Origin of the sequence: Methanobrevibacter sp. UBA412, from assembly GCA_002495685.1 — an archaeon.
GTDB lineage: Archaea > Methanobacteriota > Methanobacteria > Methanobacteriales > Methanobacteriaceae > Methanobrevibacter_A > Methanobrevibacter_A acididurans.
On sequence record DAGJ01000003.1, the window covers coordinates 21,349 to 43,269 of the forward strand.

Annotated in this window: 22 protein-coding genes and 1 riboswitch; of the genes, 19 read left to right on the top strand and 3 right to left on the bottom strand. The window is 25.5% G+C overall.

Features of this window, described 5'->3' with window-relative positions; all coding sequences use genetic code 11:
* The first annotated feature begins 179 nt into the window (after nt 1-179).
* The 14 genes from BP997_RS00665 to BP997_RS00730 all read left to right on the top strand — a co-directional run bounded on the left by BP997_RS00665 (nt 180) and on the right by BP997_RS00730 (nt 16,062).
* Nucleotides 180-2,213 (top strand): hypothetical protein, encoded by a 2,034-nt coding sequence (locus BP997_RS00665; protein ID WP_413828637.1) that lies wholly within the window; start codon nt 180-182, stop codon nt 2,211-2,213.
* A gap of 624 nt (nt 2,214-2,837) precedes the next feature.
* Nucleotides 2,838-5,486, top strand: coding sequence for a hypothetical protein (locus BP997_RS00670; protein WP_409199046.1), 2,649 nt, complete (start codon nt 2,838-2,840; stop codon nt 5,484-5,486).
* 186 nt (nt 5,487-5,672) lie between these two features.
* Nucleotides 5,673-6,380 (top strand): zinc-ribbon domain-containing protein, encoded by a 708-nt coding sequence (locus BP997_RS00675; RefSeq protein ID WP_409199045.1) that lies wholly within the window; start codon nt 5,673-5,675, stop codon nt 6,378-6,380.
* A 2-nt stretch (nt 6,381-6,382) separates the two neighbouring features.
* Nucleotides 6,383-7,693 carry a zinc ribbon domain-containing protein gene (locus BP997_RS00680; RefSeq protein ID WP_413823901.1) on the top strand — a complete coding sequence of 437 codons (1,311 nt, stop codon included), beginning with the start codon at nt 6,383-6,385 and terminating at the stop codon, nt 7,691-7,693.
* 31 nt (nt 7,694-7,724) lie between these two features.
* On the top strand, nt 7,725-8,315 hold the full coding sequence (locus BP997_RS00685; RefSeq protein WP_409199042.1) for an MrcB family domain-containing protein: 591 nt from the start codon (nt 7,725-7,727) through the stop codon (nt 8,313-8,315).
* A 25-nt stretch (nt 8,316-8,340) separates the two neighbouring features.
* Complete coding sequence (locus tag BP997_RS00690; RefSeq protein WP_409199041.1) at nt 8,341-9,156, top strand: tyrosine-protein phosphatase; 816 nt, start codon at nt 8,341-8,343, stop codon at nt 9,154-9,156.
* An 89-nt stretch (nt 9,157-9,245) separates the two neighbouring features.
* Nucleotides 9,246-10,004, top strand: coding sequence for an exodeoxyribonuclease III (locus BP997_RS00695; protein ID WP_409199040.1), 759 nt, complete (start codon nt 9,246-9,248; stop codon nt 10,002-10,004).
* Between the two features lie 30 nt (nt 10,005-10,034).
* Nucleotides 10,035-10,442, top strand: coding sequence for a hypothetical protein (locus tag BP997_RS00700; RefSeq protein ID WP_409199039.1), 408 nt, complete (start codon nt 10,035-10,037; stop codon nt 10,440-10,442).
* 15 nt (nt 10,443-10,457) lie between these two features.
* Nucleotides 10,458-10,649, top strand: a complete 192-nt coding sequence (locus tag BP997_RS00705) for a hypothetical protein (protein WP_409199038.1) — start codon at nt 10,458-10,460, stop codon at nt 10,647-10,649.
* A gap of 121 nt (nt 10,650-10,770) precedes the next feature.
* Nucleotides 10,771-11,421, top strand: coding sequence for a hypothetical protein (locus tag BP997_RS00710; protein WP_409199037.1), 651 nt, complete (start codon nt 10,771-10,773; stop codon nt 11,419-11,421).
* A 168-nt stretch (nt 11,422-11,589) separates the two neighbouring features.
* Nucleotides 11,590-12,228 (top strand): hypothetical protein, encoded by a 639-nt coding sequence (locus BP997_RS00715; protein WP_409199036.1) that lies wholly within the window; start codon nt 11,590-11,592, stop codon nt 12,226-12,228.
* Between the two features lie 242 nt (nt 12,229-12,470).
* Nucleotides 12,471-12,938, top strand: a complete 468-nt coding sequence (locus BP997_RS00720; protein WP_409199035.1) for a hypothetical protein — start codon at nt 12,471-12,473, stop codon at nt 12,936-12,938.
* Between the two features lie 261 nt (nt 12,939-13,199).
* Nucleotides 13,200-13,295: riboswitch (Fluoride riboswitch) on the top strand.
* 217 nt (nt 13,296-13,512) lie between these two features.
* Nucleotides 13,513-14,046: an inorganic diphosphatase gene (locus tag BP997_RS00725; protein WP_409199034.1), complete on the top strand. Its 534-nt coding sequence runs from the start codon at nt 13,513-13,515 to the stop codon at nt 14,044-14,046.
* A gap of 870 nt (nt 14,047-14,916) precedes the next feature.
* On the top strand, nt 14,917-16,062 hold the full coding sequence (locus BP997_RS00730; protein ID WP_413823889.1) for a cation:proton antiporter: 1,146 nt from the start codon (nt 14,917-14,919) through the stop codon (nt 16,060-16,062).
* A gap of 68 nt (nt 16,063-16,130) precedes the next feature.
* Here BP997_RS00730 and BP997_RS00735 read toward each other — a convergent pair whose 3' ends face one another.
* Nucleotides 16,131-16,265, bottom strand: a complete 135-nt coding sequence (locus tag BP997_RS00735; protein ID WP_409199030.1) for a hypothetical protein — start codon at nt 16,263-16,265, stop codon at nt 16,131-16,133.
* A 25-nt stretch (nt 16,266-16,290) separates the two neighbouring features.
* The gene (locus BP997_RS00740) at nt 16,291-16,602 is read right to left on the bottom strand and encodes a hypothetical protein (RefSeq protein WP_409199029.1); all 312 of its coding nucleotides are present in this window, start codon (nt 16,600-16,602) and stop codon (nt 16,291-16,293) included.
* Nucleotides 16,603-16,849: 247 nt separating this feature from the next.
* Between BP997_RS00740 and BP997_RS00745 the strand changes: the two genes are divergently transcribed.
* On the top strand, nt 16,850-17,638 hold the full coding sequence (locus BP997_RS00745) for an exodeoxyribonuclease III (protein WP_409199028.1): 789 nt from the start codon (nt 16,850-16,852) through the stop codon (nt 17,636-17,638).
* A gap of 40 nt (nt 17,639-17,678) precedes the next feature.
* On the opposite strand, the gene BP997_RS00750 is transcribed toward BP997_RS00745, so the two are convergent.
* Nucleotides 17,679-17,981 (bottom strand): hypothetical protein, encoded by a 303-nt coding sequence (locus BP997_RS00750; RefSeq protein ID WP_409199027.1) that lies wholly within the window; start codon nt 17,979-17,981, stop codon nt 17,679-17,681.
* A gap of 179 nt (nt 17,982-18,160) precedes the next feature.
* Here BP997_RS00750 and BP997_RS00755 point away from each other — a divergent pair, with 179 nt between their 5' ends.
* From BP997_RS00755 to BP997_RS00770, 4 genes are all read left to right on the top strand, one after another.
* The gene (locus BP997_RS00755) at nt 18,161-18,424 is read left to right on the top strand and encodes a hypothetical protein (protein WP_413823892.1); all 264 of its coding nucleotides are present in this window, start codon (nt 18,161-18,163) and stop codon (nt 18,422-18,424) included.
* Nucleotides 18,425-18,515: 91 nt separating this feature from the next.
* Complete coding sequence (locus BP997_RS00760) at nt 18,516-19,619, top strand: DUF116 domain-containing protein (protein WP_413828639.1); 1,104 nt, start codon at nt 18,516-18,518, stop codon at nt 19,617-19,619.
* A gap of 21 nt (nt 19,620-19,640) precedes the next feature.
* On the top strand, nt 19,641-19,925 hold the full coding sequence (locus BP997_RS00765; RefSeq protein WP_413824388.1) for a winged helix-turn-helix domain-containing protein: 285 nt from the start codon (nt 19,641-19,643) through the stop codon (nt 19,923-19,925).
* 280 nt (nt 19,926-20,205) lie between these two features.
* Nucleotides 20,206-21,918 (top strand): sensor histidine kinase, encoded by a 1,713-nt coding sequence (locus BP997_RS00770; RefSeq protein WP_413828641.1) that lies wholly within the window; start codon nt 20,206-20,208, stop codon nt 21,916-21,918.
* Nucleotides 21,919-21,921: the final 3 nt, after the last annotated feature.

A 21,921-nucleotide genomic window follows, 5' to 3' on the forward strand; every position in this document is an offset into this window, starting at 1 on the left:
TTCTAATTTTTTATATTTTATTACTATTTTTTCTTTTTATTTTTTTAAATTCTTTAAACTATTTTTTTTTAATAATTTTTAAATACTATAAATAAGTATATTTTAAAATATATCGATATGAATATTCTTATCGGTTGAACTTTTTTATAATAAATAAAGAATTATAGGGTAATACGATAATGAAAACTAAAAAACCAATACTAATTTTAACGTTAATACTACTAATATTTTTATCATTAACTTCAGTATCAGCTTCAGATAACCTTAATATTAATAATGTAACAATTAATAATACAAATTCTGATATTCTAGCTAATACTGAGTTAAATGAAGAATCAAATAATATATATGTATCATTAAATGGAAGTGATACAAATGGAAATGGGAAACAAGACAATCCTTATCAATCCATAAATTATGCAATTAATAAATCTACAAGTGGAAGCACAATAATCCTTAATAATGGGGAATACAGTGGATTGAATAATACTTATATAAAAATAAATACTACTTTAACAATTACTACAACAAACCCTAATCTTCCAACAATAATAAATGGGGCAGGAACCACTGATAGTATAATTACAATAAATGAAGGGGGAATTTTAACACTGAAAGGTTTAACCCTTACTAATGGGTATAGTGATGAAGGTGGAGCGATAAAAGTTAATTCACGAGGAATTGCAATTATAGATAATTGTAGTTTCATAAATAATAAAGCTAGTCGTGGAGGATTTATGTACAATTTTGGAACTTTAACTTTAACTAATTCACAAATAATAAATAACACTGCAAAAGAATTAGGTGGAGGATTAAAAAATTGGGGTAAAGCCACAATAACTAATACTTTATTTATGAATAATTATGCCGACTCCACTGGGGGAGCAATCTATAATTTTTATTTCCCTATGCAAATAAATAATTGTACATTTAAAGATAACAGTGCAAAATTCGTAGGTGGAACAATACATAATGTAGGAAGTTTAAACCTAAAAAATAGTGTGATAAATGGTAGTCGCTCATCAAATAGTGATGCAGGAGCAATATGTAATGATATTTATGGAGATAATATTGGATCATGTAATATAACAAATACAATAATAACCAATTCTTATGCAGCTAAAAATGGTGGAGCAATCTTTAATAATGAAGTACAAAAATTAACATTAACAAATTGTACAATAACAAATTCTCAAGCAAGATATGGTGGAGCAATCTATAACCTTGCAGATTTAACCCTAAATAATAATACAATGAATGGTTGTACAGCTAGTGACTTAGGAAATTATATTTATAATTTAGGAAATATTAGAACAAGTATTATACGATTTGAAGCTTTACCAAATAGTATTGATATTAATAAAACTATTAAATTAACTGCTAATTTAACTGATGATAATTTTAATCCAATAACTAATGGAGTAATCACATTCACATTAAACAATACGCTAATTGATTATTGTAATGTTACAGAAGGTATTGCAAGTATAAATTACACTCCAAAATCTTATGGGGAATTCATATTAAGTGGAATATATTCAGGAAGCAATACAAGTGATTTTAACTCAATAATCTTTAACTCTACATTAAAAGTTACAAATAATACAGTAGTGAATACTAATTTAAAAGGTGAAGATTTAACAATAATTTATGGAACTCCAAAAAATTATACAATACGATTAACTGATGAATTAGGTAATCCTGTGATTGGTCAACATATTGCTTTAAATTTAAGTAATCCTATTAATGGTTTAAGTAAAATTTATTGGGTTAGTAGTGATACTTTAGGATTTGAAAGTTTGGAAATAAACTTAGCACCAGGTGAATATTTAGTTAATGCTTATTTTGATGGTATAAGTAATTTTAATTCTAGTAAAACTAATAATACAATAATTGTTAAGAGCAATTTGGATAATAAGACTGGTACTATTTTAAGTGCTAATGAATTTAATCATCCTTATAATGCAGGATGTAATTTTACTGGTAGATTAACTGATGAATTGGGTAATCCTGTGATTGGTCAACATATTGCTTTAAATTTAACTAATCCTATTAATGGTTTAAGTAAAATTTATTGGGTAACTACTGATACTAATGGTGAATATCAATTAGAAATAAACTTATATAAAGGTAATTACACTGCAAAGGCTTCTTATTCTGGTAATGATTTATATTTATCTAGTTATTCTAATGCAAATATTATTGTAAATTAATTTTTTTTATTTTTTTATTTTTTTTAAATATTAAGTAATATAATTTATTCTAATTTTATTATTATAAGAAAATTTTTATACAATTATAGACTTAAATTAATAATGTATATTTTTTAAAAATTTATGAGGAAAACATTGTTTTTTCTTAAATTTATAAAATATCAAAATTTTTTATGACTTTAAATATAAGGAGGTTAAAGTATTAAGTCTAAAAAACTATACTCATTAGTTTTAATAGCATTACTTGCATTTGCAATATGCATATCTGTAGATACAGCATTTGCAGCAGATAATACTAACACTACTAATGCGGATAGTACTAGTATTACACTAGATGACGCATCAGTTAATGCAGTTTACTCATCTAATACTACATTAGGTAACTCAAATCTTGAAACAATACAAAATCAAGAAACATTAACTGCAGAAAATGCAAATTCTATATATGTAAGTACAACAGGTAGTGACACTGATGGAACTGGATCATCATCTAATCCATACCAAACTATCAACAAAGCAGTTAGTTCTGCAACAGGTGGAAGTACAATATACTTATATGATGGAACTTATTCTGGTACAGGAAATACTGGTATTACAATTAATAAAGATTTAACAATTACATCCATGGATAAAACTTTAAATACAATAATCGATGGAAGTAACAGCAACCGTTTATTCACCGTTACAGGAAACTCCAATGTTACATTTTCCGGTTTAATCTTCACACATGCAAGAGCAGATTATGGATCAGCAATTTATATAAATGACGAAAACAATTATGTTAATGTTAATATTTACAATTGTACCCTAACAAATAATTATGCTACCATTGCAGGTGGAGCAATAGCAATAAATGGTAAATACACAAGCAAAGATGAAAGCAGTAAATTCATCATTGAAAACAGTACATTAAGCAATAACTATGCAAGTCAAAAGGGTGGAGCAGCTTATGTAGAACGTGGTGGATTAAGTGTAAGACACACTGATTTAATAAATAATAGTGTTAACAGTAATTTGAATGCTAAAAATGGTTTTGGTGGAGCAATTTATAATAAATTCTTAACATGGTCTTATGGATCCAACTTCATTAATAATACAGCATATAATGGGGGAGCAATATACTCTACACAAGGACACCTTTACACTTATTATAATAAAGGTGAAAACACTATATTTATGAACAATGTTGCAACTGGAAGTGGAGGAGCTATCTACAAATATAATGTTAATGGTACCTCACGTATAAACAATACTTTATTCTTCAACAACACTGCACAATATGGTGGAGCTATTGCAACTATTGGATCTTCAAATTTTACTGATGTAATAAACTCTACTTTTGCATATAATACTGCAACCGTATATGGTGGAGCTGTTTATAATAATGCTATTTCACAATTTAGTGCATCTTACTGTGCATTTTATGGAAATAATGCACCTGAAGGTAAAAGTGTTTATAATAATGGTGGAACCTGTAGTGCAGATTACAATTGGTGGGGAAATAATACAAACCCTCAAAAAGATGGAGATATAAACTTTAAACCATCAACTTGGGTAATAATGGATATGACCACCACTGATAATGGTAATACTGTAAGTGTTACAGCAAACCTTAACAAATACACTACAACTGGTTCAGATAAAAAGAATTTAGAATATTACATCCCATTTAATACAGTAACATTTTCTGCAACAACTGGAAGTATAAGTCCAACAAGTGCAACACTTGAAAATGGAACATACACTGCAACATACTACAAATCTAATGAAAACAGTAATGTAAGTGCAACCATAGGTTCACAAACTATCACTGAAACAATTAATGGTACTGGTGTAGTTTTAAATGTAAACAATGTTACAGGTGATGTGTTAACAAGTACTCATGTAACTGGAACATTAACTGATAATCAAGGTAACCCTATAAGTTTAGGAAATGTAACATTATCAATTAATGGAGTAAACATTAGTACAGTAAATGTAACCAATGGAACTTATTCAATTCCAATAACATTAACTGCAAGTGGAGAATACACATTCTATGTAACTTATAATGGATACAAAAATACTTATGGAGTTACAACTACTGCTGGAAAATTAAATATTAAAGGATTACCAACAATAATCAAAATAGATGATGTTCAAGGATCACTTGGAGATACTGTAACCTTAAATGTTTATGTAGTAGATGAATCTGGTTATGATGTTAAAAACGGAACAGTTAAAATCCATATCTACGATCAGGATACTTTAGTAAATGTATCTAACGGAGTAGGAACTGTTCAATACACTATCATAGAACCATTAGGTCAATATCAAATGACTGCAACCTATTTAGGTAATGAAGTTTATGAATCCTCAACTGGATCTGCAAACTTAGTAGTTACTAAAGAAAAAGTTGTAATAGATGTTCCAACAATCAATGGTGAAACTGGAGAAACTATAACAGCAACTATTAATGTAACTAACCGTAATGGTACTCCTTTAAATGGAACAATAACAGTTAAATTCTATGGACAAACAACCACACTTAAAGTAGTTAATGGTCAAGCAAATTATACTGTAACCTTACCTAATGAAGAAGGTAACTTTAACTTAACCGTAACTTATCTTGAAAATGGAATTTATGATAACACTACTAAAACTGTTGTAGTAGGTGTTGGAGTAACAACCACAGTATTAACTGGTGAAAACTTATACATTGTTTATGGTAATCCACAAAACTACACTGTTAAATTAACAGATTTAAATGGTGCAGTAATTGTAGGAAGACATATAGCAATTAAATTAACCCGTGTAAGTGATGGGGCAAGTAAAACTTACTTTAGTACAACTAGTAGCACTGGTACTGCAGAATTAGAAATTAATTTAGCACCCGGATCATACACAGCTGAATGTTCTTATTCTGGTGAGACTGGTAAATTCTTACCAAGTACTTGTAATAATAATATAGTTGTTCAAAAAGAAGCAAGTAATAAAACTTTAACAGTATTAACTGCTGATAAGTTCAATGAAACTTATGGTGCAGGTCAAAACTTCACAGGTAAACTTTTAGATGCAAATAATAGACCATTAATAGGTCAACATGTTGCATTAAAATTAACCCGTTTAAGTGATGGTGCAAGTAAAGTTTACTGGGCTACAACTGATACTGATGGAGCATACCAATTACAAATCAACTTATACGCTGGTGAATACACAGCACACTGTTCATATGATGGAACAAGCAGATATGAAGCTTCTACAGCATATAACACTATAACTGTAACTGCTTAAATTAAGTAAAAATTTACTTAATTTTCTTTTTCTTTTTTTTTTAAATATTTAAAATATAATTTCATTTGATTCATAAAAATCTTTTTTTTCTTGAAATATATAAAAAATTTTTTATAAAACTTATTAATATTACTAATTATAAAAGTAGATATAATTATAAGAAAATATTATGGGGGTTTATATAAAATGAGTGATGAATCAAATGTTCAATGCACTAGATGTGGATATTTAAATGAATCTGATGCTAAGTTTTGCTTAAACTGTGGATATAAATTAGGTGAAAATAATTTAAATAAACAAAAATGTCCAAAATGTGGATATTTAAATGAATCTGATGCTAAGTTTTGCTTAAACTGCGGAGGCAAACTTAATGTAGATTTATCTTCAACAAATATTAATACTGATAATACGAATCTCAATTCTAATGAGGATAATAAAAATTTACATGATGCTGATGCTAAATTTAACAAAGAAAATAAAGATTTAAATATTAAAAATAAAGCTGAACCAATAAGTAATTCTAATTTAAACCAAAAAGGAGAATCAGTTAGAAATATTGATAATGTAAATTTTGAATCCACTAAAAATAATAATGTTAATCCTAATCAGATACATAAACCTTTAAAACATAAAAACAAGTTTTTAAGTATACTATTCGCGGTAATTTTTATAGGTGCTGGTGCCTGGTATAATAAGCAAACAAAAAGAGGTTTACTATACTTTATTTTAGCAGCAATAATTTTCTTTTCAATAGGAGTAAATTCAAATATGACTGCTTTTCTCATAATTATATACTTTGTTCAAATTATTGATGCATATTCATCTGCAAGTGAAATAAATAAAGGGGAAGAACCTAAATTATTAAGTTTTATTAAAGTACCTAAAGGATGGTAATTATGGTTAAATTTTGTACTGAATGTGGATATAAAAATGAAGACATATCTAAATTTTGTGTAAACTGCGGTCATCCTTTTAAAAACATGGATGCATTAAATTCTGAAGATGTAAATAGTGAAGATTTAAATAAATCTAATATTAATAATGAAAGTTTAGCAAATGAAGAATCTAAAACTGATAAACCTGAAGAATTAATTGATACTGTGGGATCTGTTGTTGATGAAAAAGATGACTCAGAAGTCACTGTAGATTTAAATAATGAATCTGATGAATCTAAAAAATCAGAGGATATTGAGGAATTAATTGATACTAAAAAACCTGTTACCAATGATAAAAATGATGTATCTGAAGAAACAAAGGAAAAAATTACTAATGTGATTGAAGAGAACAACAAGCCTGAAAAGAATATAAAAGATAATGAAAATCAAGAGATAAATGATAAGTTTGGTGTTAAAGTTAATTCTTATTTTTGTCCCGTTTGTGAAAAAAAATCTCTTAATCAGTATAAAAAGAATGGTTTAATTAAAAATTCTTATACATATTATTGTCCTGATTGTGGTTTGAAATTTAGTAAAAATATGCATGCTTATAATTTAAAGGATATTGAAAATAAGGATAATGCTGTTTGGCTTAAGTATAATAATCAAAGTTTAACTAAGGATGAATGGTACCGTATTTTTAAGGGTGGAATTTCAGATAAGGAGCAGAAAGTTTTAGATAAAGAAGCTGCTAAAAAATTAAAGTTAAAACGTGAAGGTGAAGAAAAAGTTAGAAAGGAGAAAATTAAACAAGCAACTAATGTATTGCCAATGCTTATACCTAAACATCCTGAATTATTAAAACCTATTACTACTAGTTCTATTATTCTTAAAAGGGGTGAAATTGCATATTTGGATTTGGATAATGTGATTTTATTAGAGCCTAGGGCTGTTAGAACTAGTACTGGTGGTTATGGTGGTGGTTCTGTTCGTGTTGCTAAAGGTGTTAATATTCGTTTAGGTGGGGCTCAAGGTCAGAGTAGTTCTCGTGATGTTTTAACTCAAATTGATTCTGGTAAACTTATTTTAACTAATAAACGTATAGTTTATACTGGTAAATTAAAGTCAAGTAATATTCCTTTTAGTAAAATTATGAATTTAACTACTTATAGTGATGCTTTAAAAGTTCAAATTGAATCTAGGGCTAAGCCTCAATATTTTAAGGATACTGATAAAAGTGTTAAATCTTTTAAGTATACTAATGAATTAGTTAATGTGAAATTAACTAGTAGTATTTTAAAGGCTATGATTTTAACTTTAATGGAGAATTAAATAATATATTTTTTTGGGAGTGTGTTATATTTTGAATAGTGAAAATTTTAAGGATATCTTATTAAATTATGAAGATGAAATGGATATATCTAAAAGTGAAAGTGAATTTGTTTCTAAGATTGAAGATGAATACTGTGATGATTTAAAATCAAGTATTCATAGTATTGTGGATGAACCTGAAGATTATAAGGTTAGTATTCATACTGGTCGGAAGAATTGGTTGAATGTTCCTTTTGCTATTATTTTTAATTTAAATGCTGGTGATTCTTATAGGACTGGATTGTTTTTAGGTTATAGTTTTTACCCTAAGAGTAATCGTTTATATGTGAAATTAGATCAAGGTTGTAAAGGTTTAGCTGGTAATATGGATTTACTTTTTATTCGTGGTGAAAAGTTACGAACTTATCTAGATGATGTACCTGAAGAATTTAAATTTAATCCAAGAAAGTGTGCTGCTGGAAATATTGTAGGTAAAGAATATAAGTTAGATGAAATAAGTGATGAATCCTTAAATGAAGATTTAAAATACTTAATTGATACTTATGAATATTTAATGCCTTACTATGAAAAAGTAATACAAATACCAACTAATACTTTAATAGAATCATTAAAATCTGAATAATAAAAATATTAGGATAAAAACTTTTATGAATACAAATATAAATAAAATCCCACTTGAAGGATTATATAATACAAGAGATCTTGGAGGAATACCAACATTAGATGGTCACAAGATTAAACATCATCGTTTAATTAGAAGTGGAGTGTTGAAAAATGCAAGCCCACATGATCAAGCGGTTCTCATTGAAGATTATGATTTACGTTTAATAGTAGATTTACGTACAGGAATTGAGATAAGTGAAACACCGGATCCTTACTTTCCAACAGTTAAAGTAATAGTGAATCAAATATTGGAAAATCCTGGAAATGTTTTAATTCATAGTAAAAGTCCAAATATTGATAAAGTTGAAACATTACTTGGAAGTTTTAAATCAAAAGGATTAACTCCTGAAGAGTATATGATGACATTATATGCTGATATGGTAAACAGTAAATACTCTCAAGAACAGATAGGTAAATTCTTAAAAATAATTATAAATCATGAACATGGTAGCACTTTATGGCACTGTAATGAAGGTAAAGATCGGACTGGGGTTTGTACGGCAATTTTACTTGCTTGTTTAAATGTATCCTTAGATGTTATAGTTGAAGATTATCATATAACTGGACATTTTATGCATGAAAAATTTAAGGCAACTATAAGTAAATATAATATCAAACAGGAAATAAGTCCAGAATTACGAAATGTATTATACACAATTTTAACTGCTAAGGAATCTTATATTTTAAATGTTTTCAGTACAATTAATGCTTATTATGGTGGTTTAGATAATTATCGTAGAAATTTTTTAGGAATAAATGATGATGAAATAATGAAATTAAGACAAATGTATTTAGATTAAAAAATAATATGTTTATGAAAAACTTTATTAATAAAAAACTTAAAAATGTACATAATAAGTAATATATTTTAAGGGAAAAGTTAAACACAATGAAAAATTATAAAATAATGTCATGTAATTTAAATGGAATTAATGCAGCTTTCCTTCGAGGCTTTGAAAAAGTTGTGAAAGAAGTTAATCCTGATATTATTTGTGTACAAGAAGTTAAAACACCTGAGCATAAATTAAAAGATAAAGTTCGTAATATTCCCGGATATAAAAGTAAATTTTACACTAGGGAACGTGGAAGATCTAGTGGAGTAGCAATATACACTAAAATCAAACCAGAATTAGTATTATGGGGATTAGGAATAGAGGATGGTAAAGAAGGACGATTGCTCCGTTTAGATTATGATGATTTTGTTTTAATCAATGCTTATGCTCCTAATGGTCATAGTGAAGAAATCATTAAACATAAAATAGATTTCATATATAACACGTTCCATTATGTAGTAAGCCTACGCCAACAAGGACATAATGTAATACTCTGTGGAGATTTTAATGTAGCACACACAGAACAAGATTTATATAATCCTAACTATACTGGACCAGGATATTTGCCTGAAGAGCGAAAACTATTTGATGAATTAATAGATTCAGGATTTATAGATACATACAGAGTATTCCATCAAGAAGATAGAGAATACACTTGGAGAAGTTCAAGATTAAGAGAATATGAAATCCAAGGTGGATTTAAATTTGATTACATATTTGTAAATAAAAAATTACAAAAGAATTTGAAAAATGCATATATGTTAAATTATGAATTATCAGATCATGACCAGCTTATATTAGAATTAGAAATATAAAAAAAAATTTTTAAAGGATGTGTTGAAAAAATGGAAACAGTGTTTAATGTTGAAAGATGGAGAAACTGGGCAAATGGATCTTACTCACTATTTTATACTTTACCTGATAATGGTAGAGTTGGTGTAGTGACAAATGATTCTAGTGAAGATATTTTAGTTTTCAAGAAAGACAGAAATAGTGATAAAGTTAATGTTGAATCAAATAAGATACAAGAAATTAGATTACAACCTGTAGTAGATATAGTTTTCATCATTAATGAAAGAAATTTTGATGAAGTATTAAATGATGATACCTTTAAAAGATTATCTGAACTATTAAAAGAAGGTTTAATTAGTATTTTTTCATTAATGCCTCTAAATGAATTAAATCAAAAAGATTACACATTATTTTTAAGTTCACTAGGCCTATCTTCTAGTGAATGTGTTTTATGTAATTAATAGGTTAGTATAAAAATGTTAAATGAAGATAAAGCATTTGAACAGAAAATTAAAGGACAAATGACTAATGGTACATGTCCTTGTCAAATGACAGATTTAAATCCACAAAAAACTAGTTTACATACTGTAACCTGTCGTGTATGTGGTAAAACATTTAAAACTAATAGTCAAGATGATATTTGCTTTTCATGTAAGAAAAAATCTTAAAAATAAATAGACAATTTTTTAATTTTTTTTCTTAAACTTTTTTTTAAAAAATTTTAAATAACACTTTTATTATATTAATAAAGTAATAGTAATTTACAATTTAAATGGAGGTGTTTTTAAAATGGATTTTAATCTAGATTTTAATACAGATAATTCCATTAAAAGATTTGGATTACCTGTAATAATTGGGATAATAATTACCTGTTTATTAGGATTTGTAGGACATAATACCTATGGAATCATTATTGGAGCCCTTATTATGGGTTTATTAACAATAGATGAAATGACTGATCTTGGAATAAATAGTGTTATAGTGGCCGTTATATCTGTACTCATTATAGACTTCGCTATTGGAGGTTATAATGGATTCGGATGGTTAGTATGGGATTTAATTATTGCAATTATATTAGCATTCATATTCGGATGGTTAGGAGTTCAAGCTAGAGGAATGAATGGTGAAAATACTTTAGTGGCTAAATATCTTCTACCTTTAATTTTCGGTTTAATAATCACAATCTTTTTAGGAGTATTCGCTCACACATTCTGGGTAATTATAATCGGTGCTCTTATAATGGGATTCTTAAGTGCTAATGAATTAGGTGATCTTGGTTTAAACAGTTTAATCTTAGGTCTAATCTCAGCAATTGTTATTGATTTCGCATGTGGAGGTTATAATGGATTTGGATGGTTCATATGGGATATCATAGTAGCAATAGTTGTTGCATTTATTTGTAGTAATATTGGAGCAAGAATTAAAGATTACTACTATTAAAAACAAAAATTTTTTTTATACTCTTTTTTATTTTTTTTCAGTTTTATTCTTAAAAATTAGTTTAAATTCTCTTTTTAATATTTATCTTAGATTTATTTAGGAAAATATATAAGTAATAACCTTTATAATTTAAAATTAATCATTAAATTTAATGTGGGGGTGAAAATTGTGGAATCTAACAAACTTATAATAATCTGTTTGACAGTTATTTTGTGTTGCTTAATAGTGGCAGGTACAGTATTTTTAGTTTCTGGTTCTGGTATAAATCTTTTTTCACAAGAAGAAAAGATTTTAGCTACAGGAGATTTGAAATTAAATCTGACTGGTTATAATTATAAATTAGTCTCTAATCAATCTACTGGTTCAGGTTTTACTGAAACATATAATGTTAATGGTCAAGGTGATAGCTTCACTTTAACTATTACAGTTTCATCTGATAATCCTAGTAGTTCTAGTGCTGTTGCATCTACTCAATATTTAAATGGTAAGAATTATTTAATCCAAATGAGTGGAGGTAATCAAGAGCATAATACTCAAGGTTATTTAGAATCTTTAATTATAACTAAAGGTTCTCAGAATCAGGGAACAACTAGTGATTCTGGAACTTCAAGTTCTAGTAGTTCTTCAAAATCTGTATCTAAAGATACAAGTTCTAGTAGTTCTAGTAGTGGTTCCAGTAGTGGTGTTAAAACACGTTACTGCACAACTCATGGTAGAGTAGTTACTGATGGATCTAATACTTGTCCTTTATGTGTGCAAGAAGGTTTAGATAGTAGAACTGTTAAAGGTTCAACTGAATATGTATAATTAAATTTTTTTTTACTTATTTTTTTATTTTTTAATTTAAAAGATTAATTTTATTAAATATTTATACTAATTTAATTAATAATTTAAATTTTTTCTATATGGATATAATATAAAGATATTTATATTAAAACAATTATAATTATTTATACTTATAATTTATACTTTAATAATAAAATTATTAACTTATATATAAATAAGTTCCATAAGTATATTTTTATTTAAAAAAATATGGAGATTTAAAAATGAAGTTCAACTTAAAAAATTGTATTAGTTTAATCCTACTTGTAGGTGTAATTGCAGTAGCAGGATCTTGTGTTGTATTTGCAGCAGATGCTACTTTAGATGATGGAAGTACTTTCACCATACCAACAGGTTTCACTCTTAATTCATCTAGTGAAACTAGTATGGTGAGTATTTCAAACGAAGCTGATGGAATATTCATTAGTGTAGGTTCAGATGCTGTTAAAGTAACAAAAGATACTTGGGCAGATAAAGGTTTCACATTCAAAACTGAAAAAAACATAACCTTAAACGGAGCTACAACAACTGAAGAACAATATGATAATTCAGGTGTTCCATTCTACGTTTACTATGTAACTAAAGAAGACACAAAATACACTATCATTGTTGCAATGGAAGATAATGCAGATTGGAATGTTCAAGATACTGCAAATCCAGTAAACAGTATAGTTAAAACATTAAAAGCATAAAATCTTAAATTTAAACTTTTAAGGATGATATTAATTTTAAATCCTTAAAAATATTCTTTTTTTTTAATATTTACATCTTAAATCTTAATAGATTATATTAATCATTAAAATTTAAATAAAAATATTTTAGTTAATACTTAATTCAATTAATATGCATATTAACTTTTAAACCATTACCACTTTCTTTTAATATATTAAGCTTATTTTGGCAAAGCCCCTATTTTTTTTAAGAAAACTTTTATATAATAAAAAAATCTAAAATATAATTAAGGTGATGAAGTTCACCTTTTAAAACAGCCAGACTAATTTTTTTATATATTAAATAATTTTTTTCTGGATAATGACTTCTACAACAAAAAATGTAAAATTTTTTTATAAAAAAAATGAATTATATATTAAATATTTATTCATAAATAAAAGAAGAATTATTATCCAAAAACATGAACATTAAAATTTTTTTTGAAATTACTAATTCTCGTATTATTGAAAATTTAAATATTTAATCTATATGAATTTTTATAAAAAAAAATTTTCATTACCCACTAAAAAAAAAGATTAATGGAGAAAAATTATTATGAATAACTTATGGAAAACAATTAAACCCGGTGAAAATGTACCTGAAGAAGTTAATGCAATCATTGAAGTTCCTAATGGTTCTAGAAATAAATATGAATACAATATAGAAATTGGTGCTTTTGAATTAGATAGAGTTCTATATTCACCTGTCCATTATCCAGTAGATTATGGTTTCATACCACAAACAATATACGATGATGGTGATCCAATGGATATAATGGTTTTAATGGATCAACCAACTTTTACAGGATGCTTAATTAAAGCTCGCCCAATTGGCTTAATGAAAATGATAGATACTGGGGAAAAAGATTTTAAAATACTTGCAGTACCCTGTGATGATCCAAGATTTAATGAAATCAAAGACATTTCAGATTTACCTGAACATATACCTAAAGAAATCAGTCACTTTTTCAGTGTATATAAAAATTTACAAGGAAAAAAAGTTGAAGTTCTTGGATGGGAAGATGCTAGTGTTAGTAAAAAAGAATTAACATACAGTATTGATTTATTTAAAAAGGAATATCAAAAGTAATTATTTAATTAATTATTTTTTAAACAAGGGAAAATTAAACATATTTTTCCAGGTGATGAAGTCCACCTACAAAAAAATTTTTTAAAAAATTATTAAAAACTGCACATAAAAAAAGCTAATGTTTACTTAACATTTTTTTTTATTTGCTAATGACTTCTATTTTTTAAAAAAAATGTGAAAAATTTAAAGGTTGGGAAAAACTTAATAATTTTTAAAATTTATTTTTTGTATAAGTAAAAAAAATTTAAACATTTTTTTATTACCTCTCAAACAATAAAGAAATTAAGTTTTTTCAATAAAGAATTTTAATTAAATATTTAATTTAAAAAAATTTCTTGTATCTAAAAAAATAATATTTTGAAAATTAAATAATAAATAAAAATAAGAAAAATTATTAAACCATAACTTTTTAAAAAGAAGGTAAAGAGTAATTTATTCTAAAAAATAAAAAGTTTTTACTATTTAGTTTCTTTTTTTATAACCTCACTCCTAAAAAGGACTAAAAAATTTTTTAAAATTAGAATTAATGTTCTATAAATTCTTTTTAATATAACTAAAAATATTTTTTAAGGTAGAATATAAAAAATTTAATTTATAAAAAAATAAAGGATATGGTTTTAATAATTAAAAACAATCTAAATAAATAAAATATAGATTATATAAACGAAAAAGCTTAATTAAAACTAAAATTTTTTTTAACTTATACTAAATAAAATAAAATTTAAGAAATATTTTTATTTTACCCTCCCTTCCTTTTTACATTTTTTCACCATAAAAACACCCTATATTTCACAATCTAAAGATCTGTTAGATTAGTGAAATTTTTTTAATTTAATAAAAATAATCAAAAAAAATGGAGGCCCATTAATAATGGCTGATATATTTCCTTTAATTTTAGGAATATTAATATTACTAGCTAGTTTAATCTCAATACGTGCTGGAATATCAGTTACAGTTATTGAAATTTTACTTGGAGTAATCGTTGGAAACTTAGGTTTCTTTCATGCGGAATCATGGATGTTATACCTTGCAAGTTTTGGAGGTATACTTTTAACTTTCCTTGCAGGTGTAGAAATAGATGTAAATATGTTGAAAGAGAATTTTAAAGAAAGTTTTACTATAGGATTCTTATCGTTTTTAATACCTTTTGCTGTTATATTTGTTTTAACATATAATATTATAGGTTGGGGTTTAAATCCAAGTTTACTTACAGCTACAGCATTATCTGAAACAAGTATAGCTGTAGTGTATAGTGTTTTAGCAGAAAAAGGATTATTTAGTGAGAAAATTGGTAAACTTATTATGGTTGCAACTTTCATCACAGATATGTGTACTGCTGTAGCATTAAGTGTTTTGTTTGTCAAATTTGACATATATACTGTAATATTTTATGTAGTTTCAATTGTTGTACTTGTATTATCTTATTACCTTTCAGATTATATATTTAATAATGTTAAACTTAAAAATAAATTAGCTGAAATTGAAATCAAATATATTTTCTTACTATTGTTGATATTCATATTCTTTGCTAGTTTAGGTGGAGGTCAAGCTATATTACCTTCTTTTGTTTTAGGTGTGATCTTATCTAGATACTTTAAAGAAAACCGTGGAGATTTAAATGTTAAATCAAGATTTAAAACAGTTGCATTTGCTATATTAACTCCTATATTTTTTATAATGGGTGGTATGAAAGTTTCTATACCTTTGATTTTATCCTCTTTTGGAATTTTCATTGTGATGTTTGCTCTACGTCAATTAAGTAAGTATGTAGGTGTTTATTATGTTAGTAGATATTTCCTTAAATCTAATTATACTTATGTTACTTTGATGATGAGTACTGGTTTAACATTTGGTTTAGTAGCAGCTTTATTTGGTCTTAATTCTGGATTAATTAATCAAACTACTTATAGTGTTTTAACTGGAGTATTAGTTTTAAGTGCTGTATTACCAACATTTATGGCTGAAAAATGGTATCCTCCAATACATAGTGAAGATATTGTTGAAAGTGAAATGTGATAAAAATAAAATTTTTAATAAAATTTTTATTTATCCATTTTTTTGTTGAAAATTAGTAAAATTTTAGATTAAATATTGTCATTTTCATAGTTGAAAATATAATCTACAGTTTGTATAAGGTTAGTTTTCTTTTTAACTTTTTTATTATTCTTTAATTTATCTTCTTTTTTTATTAAATCCTTATTTTCCTTATTATTGGACATAATAATTATTTCCATGTTTTAATTTCTAAAATTTTTTAAAAATAGTTAAATTTTTGTTAATTGTTTTAATAAAATCTTGTAATTGATGATATAAATTTATTCTAAAATTCTTTATATAATGTTTTCTTTGATTTATTCTACTTGCAAGTGTATTGATGTATAATACTTCAGATATGCAGTATACAAGAAGTAAACCAATGTTTAATATTGCGAATATAGTTAATAAGAAGTATTGAAAATGGTGTGTTTGTTTTTTTTCTCCTTTTAATTTTGTCCCACATTTGTAACAGTAAACTGATTCAAAATCATTTATGGTTTGACATTTTGGACATTTCATTTTATACTTACATCCTTTACTTTTTTTATATAATGGCATCCATTGTTTATTTTATTAAATTGTATGTTCTTATATTGTTTATAGGTTAAATATTTTGTTATTTAATTTTTTAATTATTTTAGTAATTTATTTTCGAAATTATTAAAAGAAATGAATTATAATATAATATTTATTCAAAAGTTATATGTTAAAAATAATTTAAATTTTTTCTATTTATAAAAAAAAGTTTGGAATAAGGTGATTTTTTTTGATTGATTTTGATTTTAAAATTATGAGTTGTAATCTTAATGGAATTAAAAGTGCTAAACGTAAAGGTTTTCTTGATGTTGTGAGTGGTGAAAATCCTGATATAATTTGTATTCAAGAAACTAGAACATGTTTAGATAATTTACCTGAAGATTTAATTAATATTCCTGGTTATATGAATGTTTTTTATAGTAATCCTAATCCTGTTTTATGTGGTGTTGCTATTTATAGTAAAGTTAAACCTTTAAGTATTCAGTCTGGTTTAAATATTGAGGAGGATATTGAGGGTCGTTTGTTACGTTTTGATTTCCCTGATTTTACTCTTATAAATGCTTATATTCCAAGTGGGAGTAATAAGTTAAGGTTACAGCATAAGCATGATTTTGTTTATAAATTATTTAATTATGTTAAAGATTTGCATGATGAAGGTAAGAATGTGATTCTTTGTGGTGATTTTAACATCGCTCATGATAAAAGAGATCTTTATTTTAAAGAGTTTAAAAGTGCTGGATTTTTACCTGAAGAACGTAAGATGATTGATTGTTTCCTCAAGAGTGGTTTTAAAGATGCTTTTCGTGAATTATATCCTGAGGAGGAAAAGTTTTCTTGGATGTCTTGGAGAACTCGTAATAATCCTAATTTAGGTGGGGGTTTACGTCTTGATTATTTCTTTGTTAATGATGGTTTAATGGATTCTGTTGTTGATTGTGAGATTAAGGATTTTAACTTATCTGATCATTGTCAATTGTTTTTGAAATTAAATTTGAAAAAGGAGAATGTTGAGGATTAAATTTTTTTATATTTAATCCTAATTTTTATTTTTATTTTTTTTATCCTATGTTTATGTTTACGTGTAAGAATATTAATCCAAATAGTAGTATGTTTAGGAGTAATATTATTATTCCGCTGTTTTCATGTTTTGGATAGGTTATTATGATGTAGTAACTTAGTAGTAAGCTTAGTGTTATTGTTATTAGGCTTAGTGGTATTGGTTGTGTGTTGTTGCCTATTATGATTTGTGATATTGGTATTATTGAGAATAGTATTAGTAATGAAATTATTGTTATTAGGTAGTTTAGTCCTATTATTGTTTTTTCTTTTTTTGGTGTTGGTGTTTGGTTTTTTTCTTTCATAGTTTATTTTTTCTTTTTTTTATCTTATTTAGTTTTAATGGTTTTTTTCTAAAAATTTTTACTAACAATCGTTAGCTTTATATAGTATTTATTACAAAATAAAAACTAACAAGTGTTAGTATATATTTTTTTTAATAAAAAAAATAACATTTGATAATAAAAATCATGGAGATAAAAATATGGAAACAACAAGAATAAGAAAAACAGAAAATGATGCTCAATATGAAGAATTAATTGATGAATACATAACAAGAGGATACAAAACAGAACAAAGAGGAGAAAAAACCTGTAACTTAATGAAACCTAATTATGGATCAACTCCCTCCCATTTAATAGTAGCAATACTAACCTGCTGGTGGACATTATTTGTTGGAAACATAGTATGGGCAATATACAATTACTATCAAAACTCTGACCATGTAATAATAAAAAAACAATCTTAAAAATAAATTAATAAAAGAATAAACTAACAAATGATTGTTAGTTTAATTAATATTTTAAAAAAACACTAAAAAACAAGAAGGGTAAAAATAAATGAGTATAACATACAACATAGAAGACCCAAATTACTACAAAACAATAAACAAGTTCACAAACACAATCATAAAAGAAGAAAAAAAATACTTAACATACATAAACAATTACACAAAACATGCCAAAAATAAAACAAAAAAAGAAGCAATACTAGAATCATTAATAATAGGAACATACTGGAACAACTATATCCAAAATGCAATAAACCTAAACCAAAAAGACTACATAAAACTCACAAACTTATTAAAACAACGAGAAGAAAAAAAAGAACTAAAAAATGAAATAGACCAAATACGAGGACAATTAAACACAAAAATAATAAAAAATAATAAAACACAAAAATCAAGAATAAAACTAAACTTACAAAACCTAAAAAAACTAATAAAATTCCTCGAAGCAACAGGAGAATTTAAATATGAAATAAAACACTTAAACACATTCTTAGACTATTTAGAAACATTAAACATTAATAAAATAGAAAAAATTTTAAGAGAAATCCAAAAATTCACAAAAAACTTCCAAGATAAAGCAGAAAAAACTTTAGGAAAATACACAATAAACATAAAAGAATACTTAAAAACAAGTCAAATAAAACATAAAAACAAAGAGGACATTATACTCTGCTCAAGAAACATAAATGAATACTACTTAGAAATGTTTGGAGCAGAAATAATGAACCAAATTAATCATCAAGAATTTCAAAAAAGACCAAGAAAAGCATTAATACTCCCAGGATGCATGAGACTACCAAAAAACATATGTAAAGGAGAAAAAACACACCTTGGAGATGTATGTAAAAAATGCAACGCCCAATGCCCTACTTACAAACTAAAAAAACAAGGCGAAAAAGAAAAATTTGAAGTATATACAATAACTCATGAATCAGATGCATTTAAAAATGCAAGCCAAGAAGATAAAAAAGAATTAGGGATAATAGGGGTAGCATGCACATTAAACCTTATAAATGGTGGATGGAAAGCAGGAAGTTTAGGAATACCTGCGCAATGTGTAATCTTAGACCAAGTAGGATGCACAAATCATTGGAGTGAAAAACCAAAAACAACAAAATTTAATATTAAGCAATTAAATACTATACTCATATAAAAATAGGAAAGATAAAAAAACATGACAATACCAACACCATTAGAATTAATGATACCAATACTTGATTTTTCAAAAGATAAAGAAGAAAAAAATATAGATCAAACACTTGAATACTTAAAAGATAAATTTGAATTAACCCCAGATGAGATTAATTCAACTAATACAAATGGACATTCTATAATAAGTAATAATATTAAATCTGCACGAAAATATTTAGTACAATCTGGTTTATTAGAATATACTAAAAAAGAATATGCTAAAATAACTGAAAATGGATTAAAAGTCCTTCAAAACAAAACACAATAAAAAACTATTTAATATAAAACTTTTTCTATACTTTTTATTTAATCATTTATTTCTAAATTAATTTTAAAAATTAAAGAAAATATTTTCACTTAAACATTTAATTTAAAACATAAAATCAAATATACATATAAATATTGATTTAACCCTATTTTTCAATATTAACTATTAAATCGTAAATTAAATCTTAATAACAGATTTAATAAATAAATAATTGACCTATTTAATAAGATTTGCCCTATTTTTACTTTCAAAAGTTTAAAAAAACTTAAATTTAAGTTTAGTGGATTGTTTAAATTTAAGTTTTAGTGTATTATTACCTTATAATGATGGTGAAGACTTTTATTATCAGTATATTAATAATACTAAATTTTTCAGTAAAAGTTTTAAAAGATATGAAATTGGATTCTCTTATAAAAATTTATTTAAAACATTACCTAACTTAAACCCATTAATATTCCTGCAAAGAGCATGGACAGAAAATAGGAAAGTTGATGTTAGTATTGAATTATATGAAGATAATATTTTAATTTTAAGCTTTGAGTATTATATTATACGAGATAACAATCAATTATACATAATAAGTAAAACAGTAAATGATTTAATTAGTCATCAAAGGGAAGATGAAAAAATATCTAGTATGGGTAATACTGGGATAATATATGTGAATAAAGATGGATTATTAGTTTTTAGTAATGAAAAGATATCTGAAATATTTAATACTGATAAAATGAATTTATTTAAGAATTTAAACTTTTATGAATTTATGGATAAATTTTCATTGTATGATAATGATTTTATCACAACTGATGAGTTTATGGATAAATTTAAAGCATTAACTAGTCATGAAATTAAAAGTATTACTTTAGAAGCAAATCCTAATATTGAAAAAGAAGAATATTATCATATAGAAGCTTTCCCTATAATATATAAACAAAAAGAAGTTTATAGGATTGATTTTGAAAGGATAACAGAAAGTAAACAAAAAGAAATCTTAGCTTCTAGATTAAATAAAATCTTAAACACTATGGAAGAATTAGCAGAAATTGCACTTGGATACTATGATTATAAAACAAAAAATATTCAATGGACAAATGAGATATATGAAATGCTTGAAACAAGTCCAGAAAATATTAATGTTTCCAATTTTGAGGATATTTATGAATACATAGTACCAGAAGATCGTATAATTCAAAAAGAAGCTTTAAGTCAATTAAGCATTACAAAACCTGATATTAACTTTATTGTAAAAATTAAAGCGGAAAAATCTAATATTAAGTATATTCATCATTATTATAAACTTTTCTTTAATCATTTCAATCAAAAGAGTTTACTTGTTATTTTTGCACAGGATGTAACTAAGAATGAGGAAGAGTTAAAACAAAAGGATATGCTTATTAAAGAGGTTCATCATCGTGTGAAAAATAATTTACAGATAATATTATCTTTACTTAACTTGGATTTACGTTTTAATTCTAATGATCCTTTAAGTATTATAGAAGATACTAGGATTCGTTTAAATTATATGGCTCAGTTACATGAAAAAATTTATAAATCATCAATTAATAATAATATAGATTTAAAGGATTATTTAGTTGATATTGCAAGTGGAATATTAACTATGTATAACAGTTCTATAAAAATTAATAGTGATATGGATAGTGTTATTGTGGATTTAGATTTAGCAGTGCCTTTAGGTTTAATTCTTACTGAAATAATAAATAATACTAATAAATATGCATTTCCTGAGAAAGATGGTAATTTTTATATTATTTTACGATTAAATGGAGATAAAGCTATTCTTGATTTATATGATGATGGTTTAGGTCTTCCAGAAAATTTTAAATTTGAGGATAGTGTTGGGTTAGGCATGACTGTTATTAAAAGTTTAACACAGCAATTAGAAGGAGAAATAAGTATAGTGCCTGATAAAGGGGCTCATTTTAAGTTAATTTTACCAATTAAAGAAAAAAATTATAAATCTTTAAACCATTAGTTT

Coding starts and splice junctions, on each gene's coding strand:
- BP997_RS00665 (WP_413828637.1), top strand. CDS start 180: ATGAAAACTAAAAAACCAATACTAATTTTAACGTTAATACTACTAATA.
- BP997_RS00670 (WP_409199046.1), top strand. CDS start 2,838: ATGGATAAAACTTTAAATACAATAATCGATGGAAGTAACAGCAACCGT.
- BP997_RS00675 (WP_409199045.1), top strand. CDS start 5,673: ATGAGTGATGAATCAAATGTTCAATGCACTAGATGTGGATATTTAAAT.
- BP997_RS00680 (WP_413823901.1), top strand. CDS start 6,383: ATGGTTAAATTTTGTACTGAATGTGGATATAAAAATGAAGACATATCT.
- BP997_RS00690 (WP_409199041.1), top strand. CDS start 8,341: ATGAATACAAATATAAATAAAATCCCACTTGAAGGATTATATAATACA.
- BP997_RS00695 (WP_409199040.1), top strand. CDS start 9,246: ATGAAAAATTATAAAATAATGTCATGTAATTTAAATGGAATTAATGCA.
- BP997_RS00700 (WP_409199039.1), top strand. CDS start 10,035: ATGGAAACAGTGTTTAATGTTGAAAGATGGAGAAACTGGGCAAATGGA.
- BP997_RS00705 (WP_409199038.1), top strand. CDS start 10,458: ATGTTAAATGAAGATAAAGCATTTGAACAGAAAATTAAAGGACAAATG.
- BP997_RS00710 (WP_409199037.1), top strand. CDS start 10,771: ATGGATTTTAATCTAGATTTTAATACAGATAATTCCATTAAAAGATTT.
- BP997_RS00720 (WP_409199035.1), top strand. CDS start 12,471: ATGAAGTTCAACTTAAAAAATTGTATTAGTTTAATCCTACTTGTAGGT.
- BP997_RS00725 (WP_409199034.1), top strand. CDS start 13,513: ATGAATAACTTATGGAAAACAATTAAACCCGGTGAAAATGTACCTGAA.
- BP997_RS00730 (WP_413823889.1), top strand. CDS start 14,917: ATGGCTGATATATTTCCTTTAATTTTAGGAATATTAATATTACTAGCT.
- BP997_RS00735 (WP_409199030.1), bottom strand. CDS start 16,265: ATGTCCAATAATAAGGAAAATAAGGATTTAATAAAAAAAGAAGATAAA.
- BP997_RS00740 (WP_409199029.1), bottom strand. CDS start 16,602: ATGAAATGTCCAAAATGTCAAACCATAAATGATTTTGAATCAGTTTAC.
- BP997_RS00750 (WP_409199027.1), bottom strand. CDS start 17,981: ATGAAAGAAAAAAACCAAACACCAACACCAAAAAAAGAAAAAACAATA.
- BP997_RS00755 (WP_413823892.1), top strand. CDS start 18,161: ATGGAAACAACAAGAATAAGAAAAACAGAAAATGATGCTCAATATGAA.
- BP997_RS00760 (WP_413828639.1), top strand. CDS start 18,516: ATGAGTATAACATACAACATAGAAGACCCAAATTACTACAAAACAATA.
- BP997_RS00765 (WP_413824388.1), top strand. CDS start 19,641: ATGACAATACCAACACCATTAGAATTAATGATACCAATACTTGATTTT.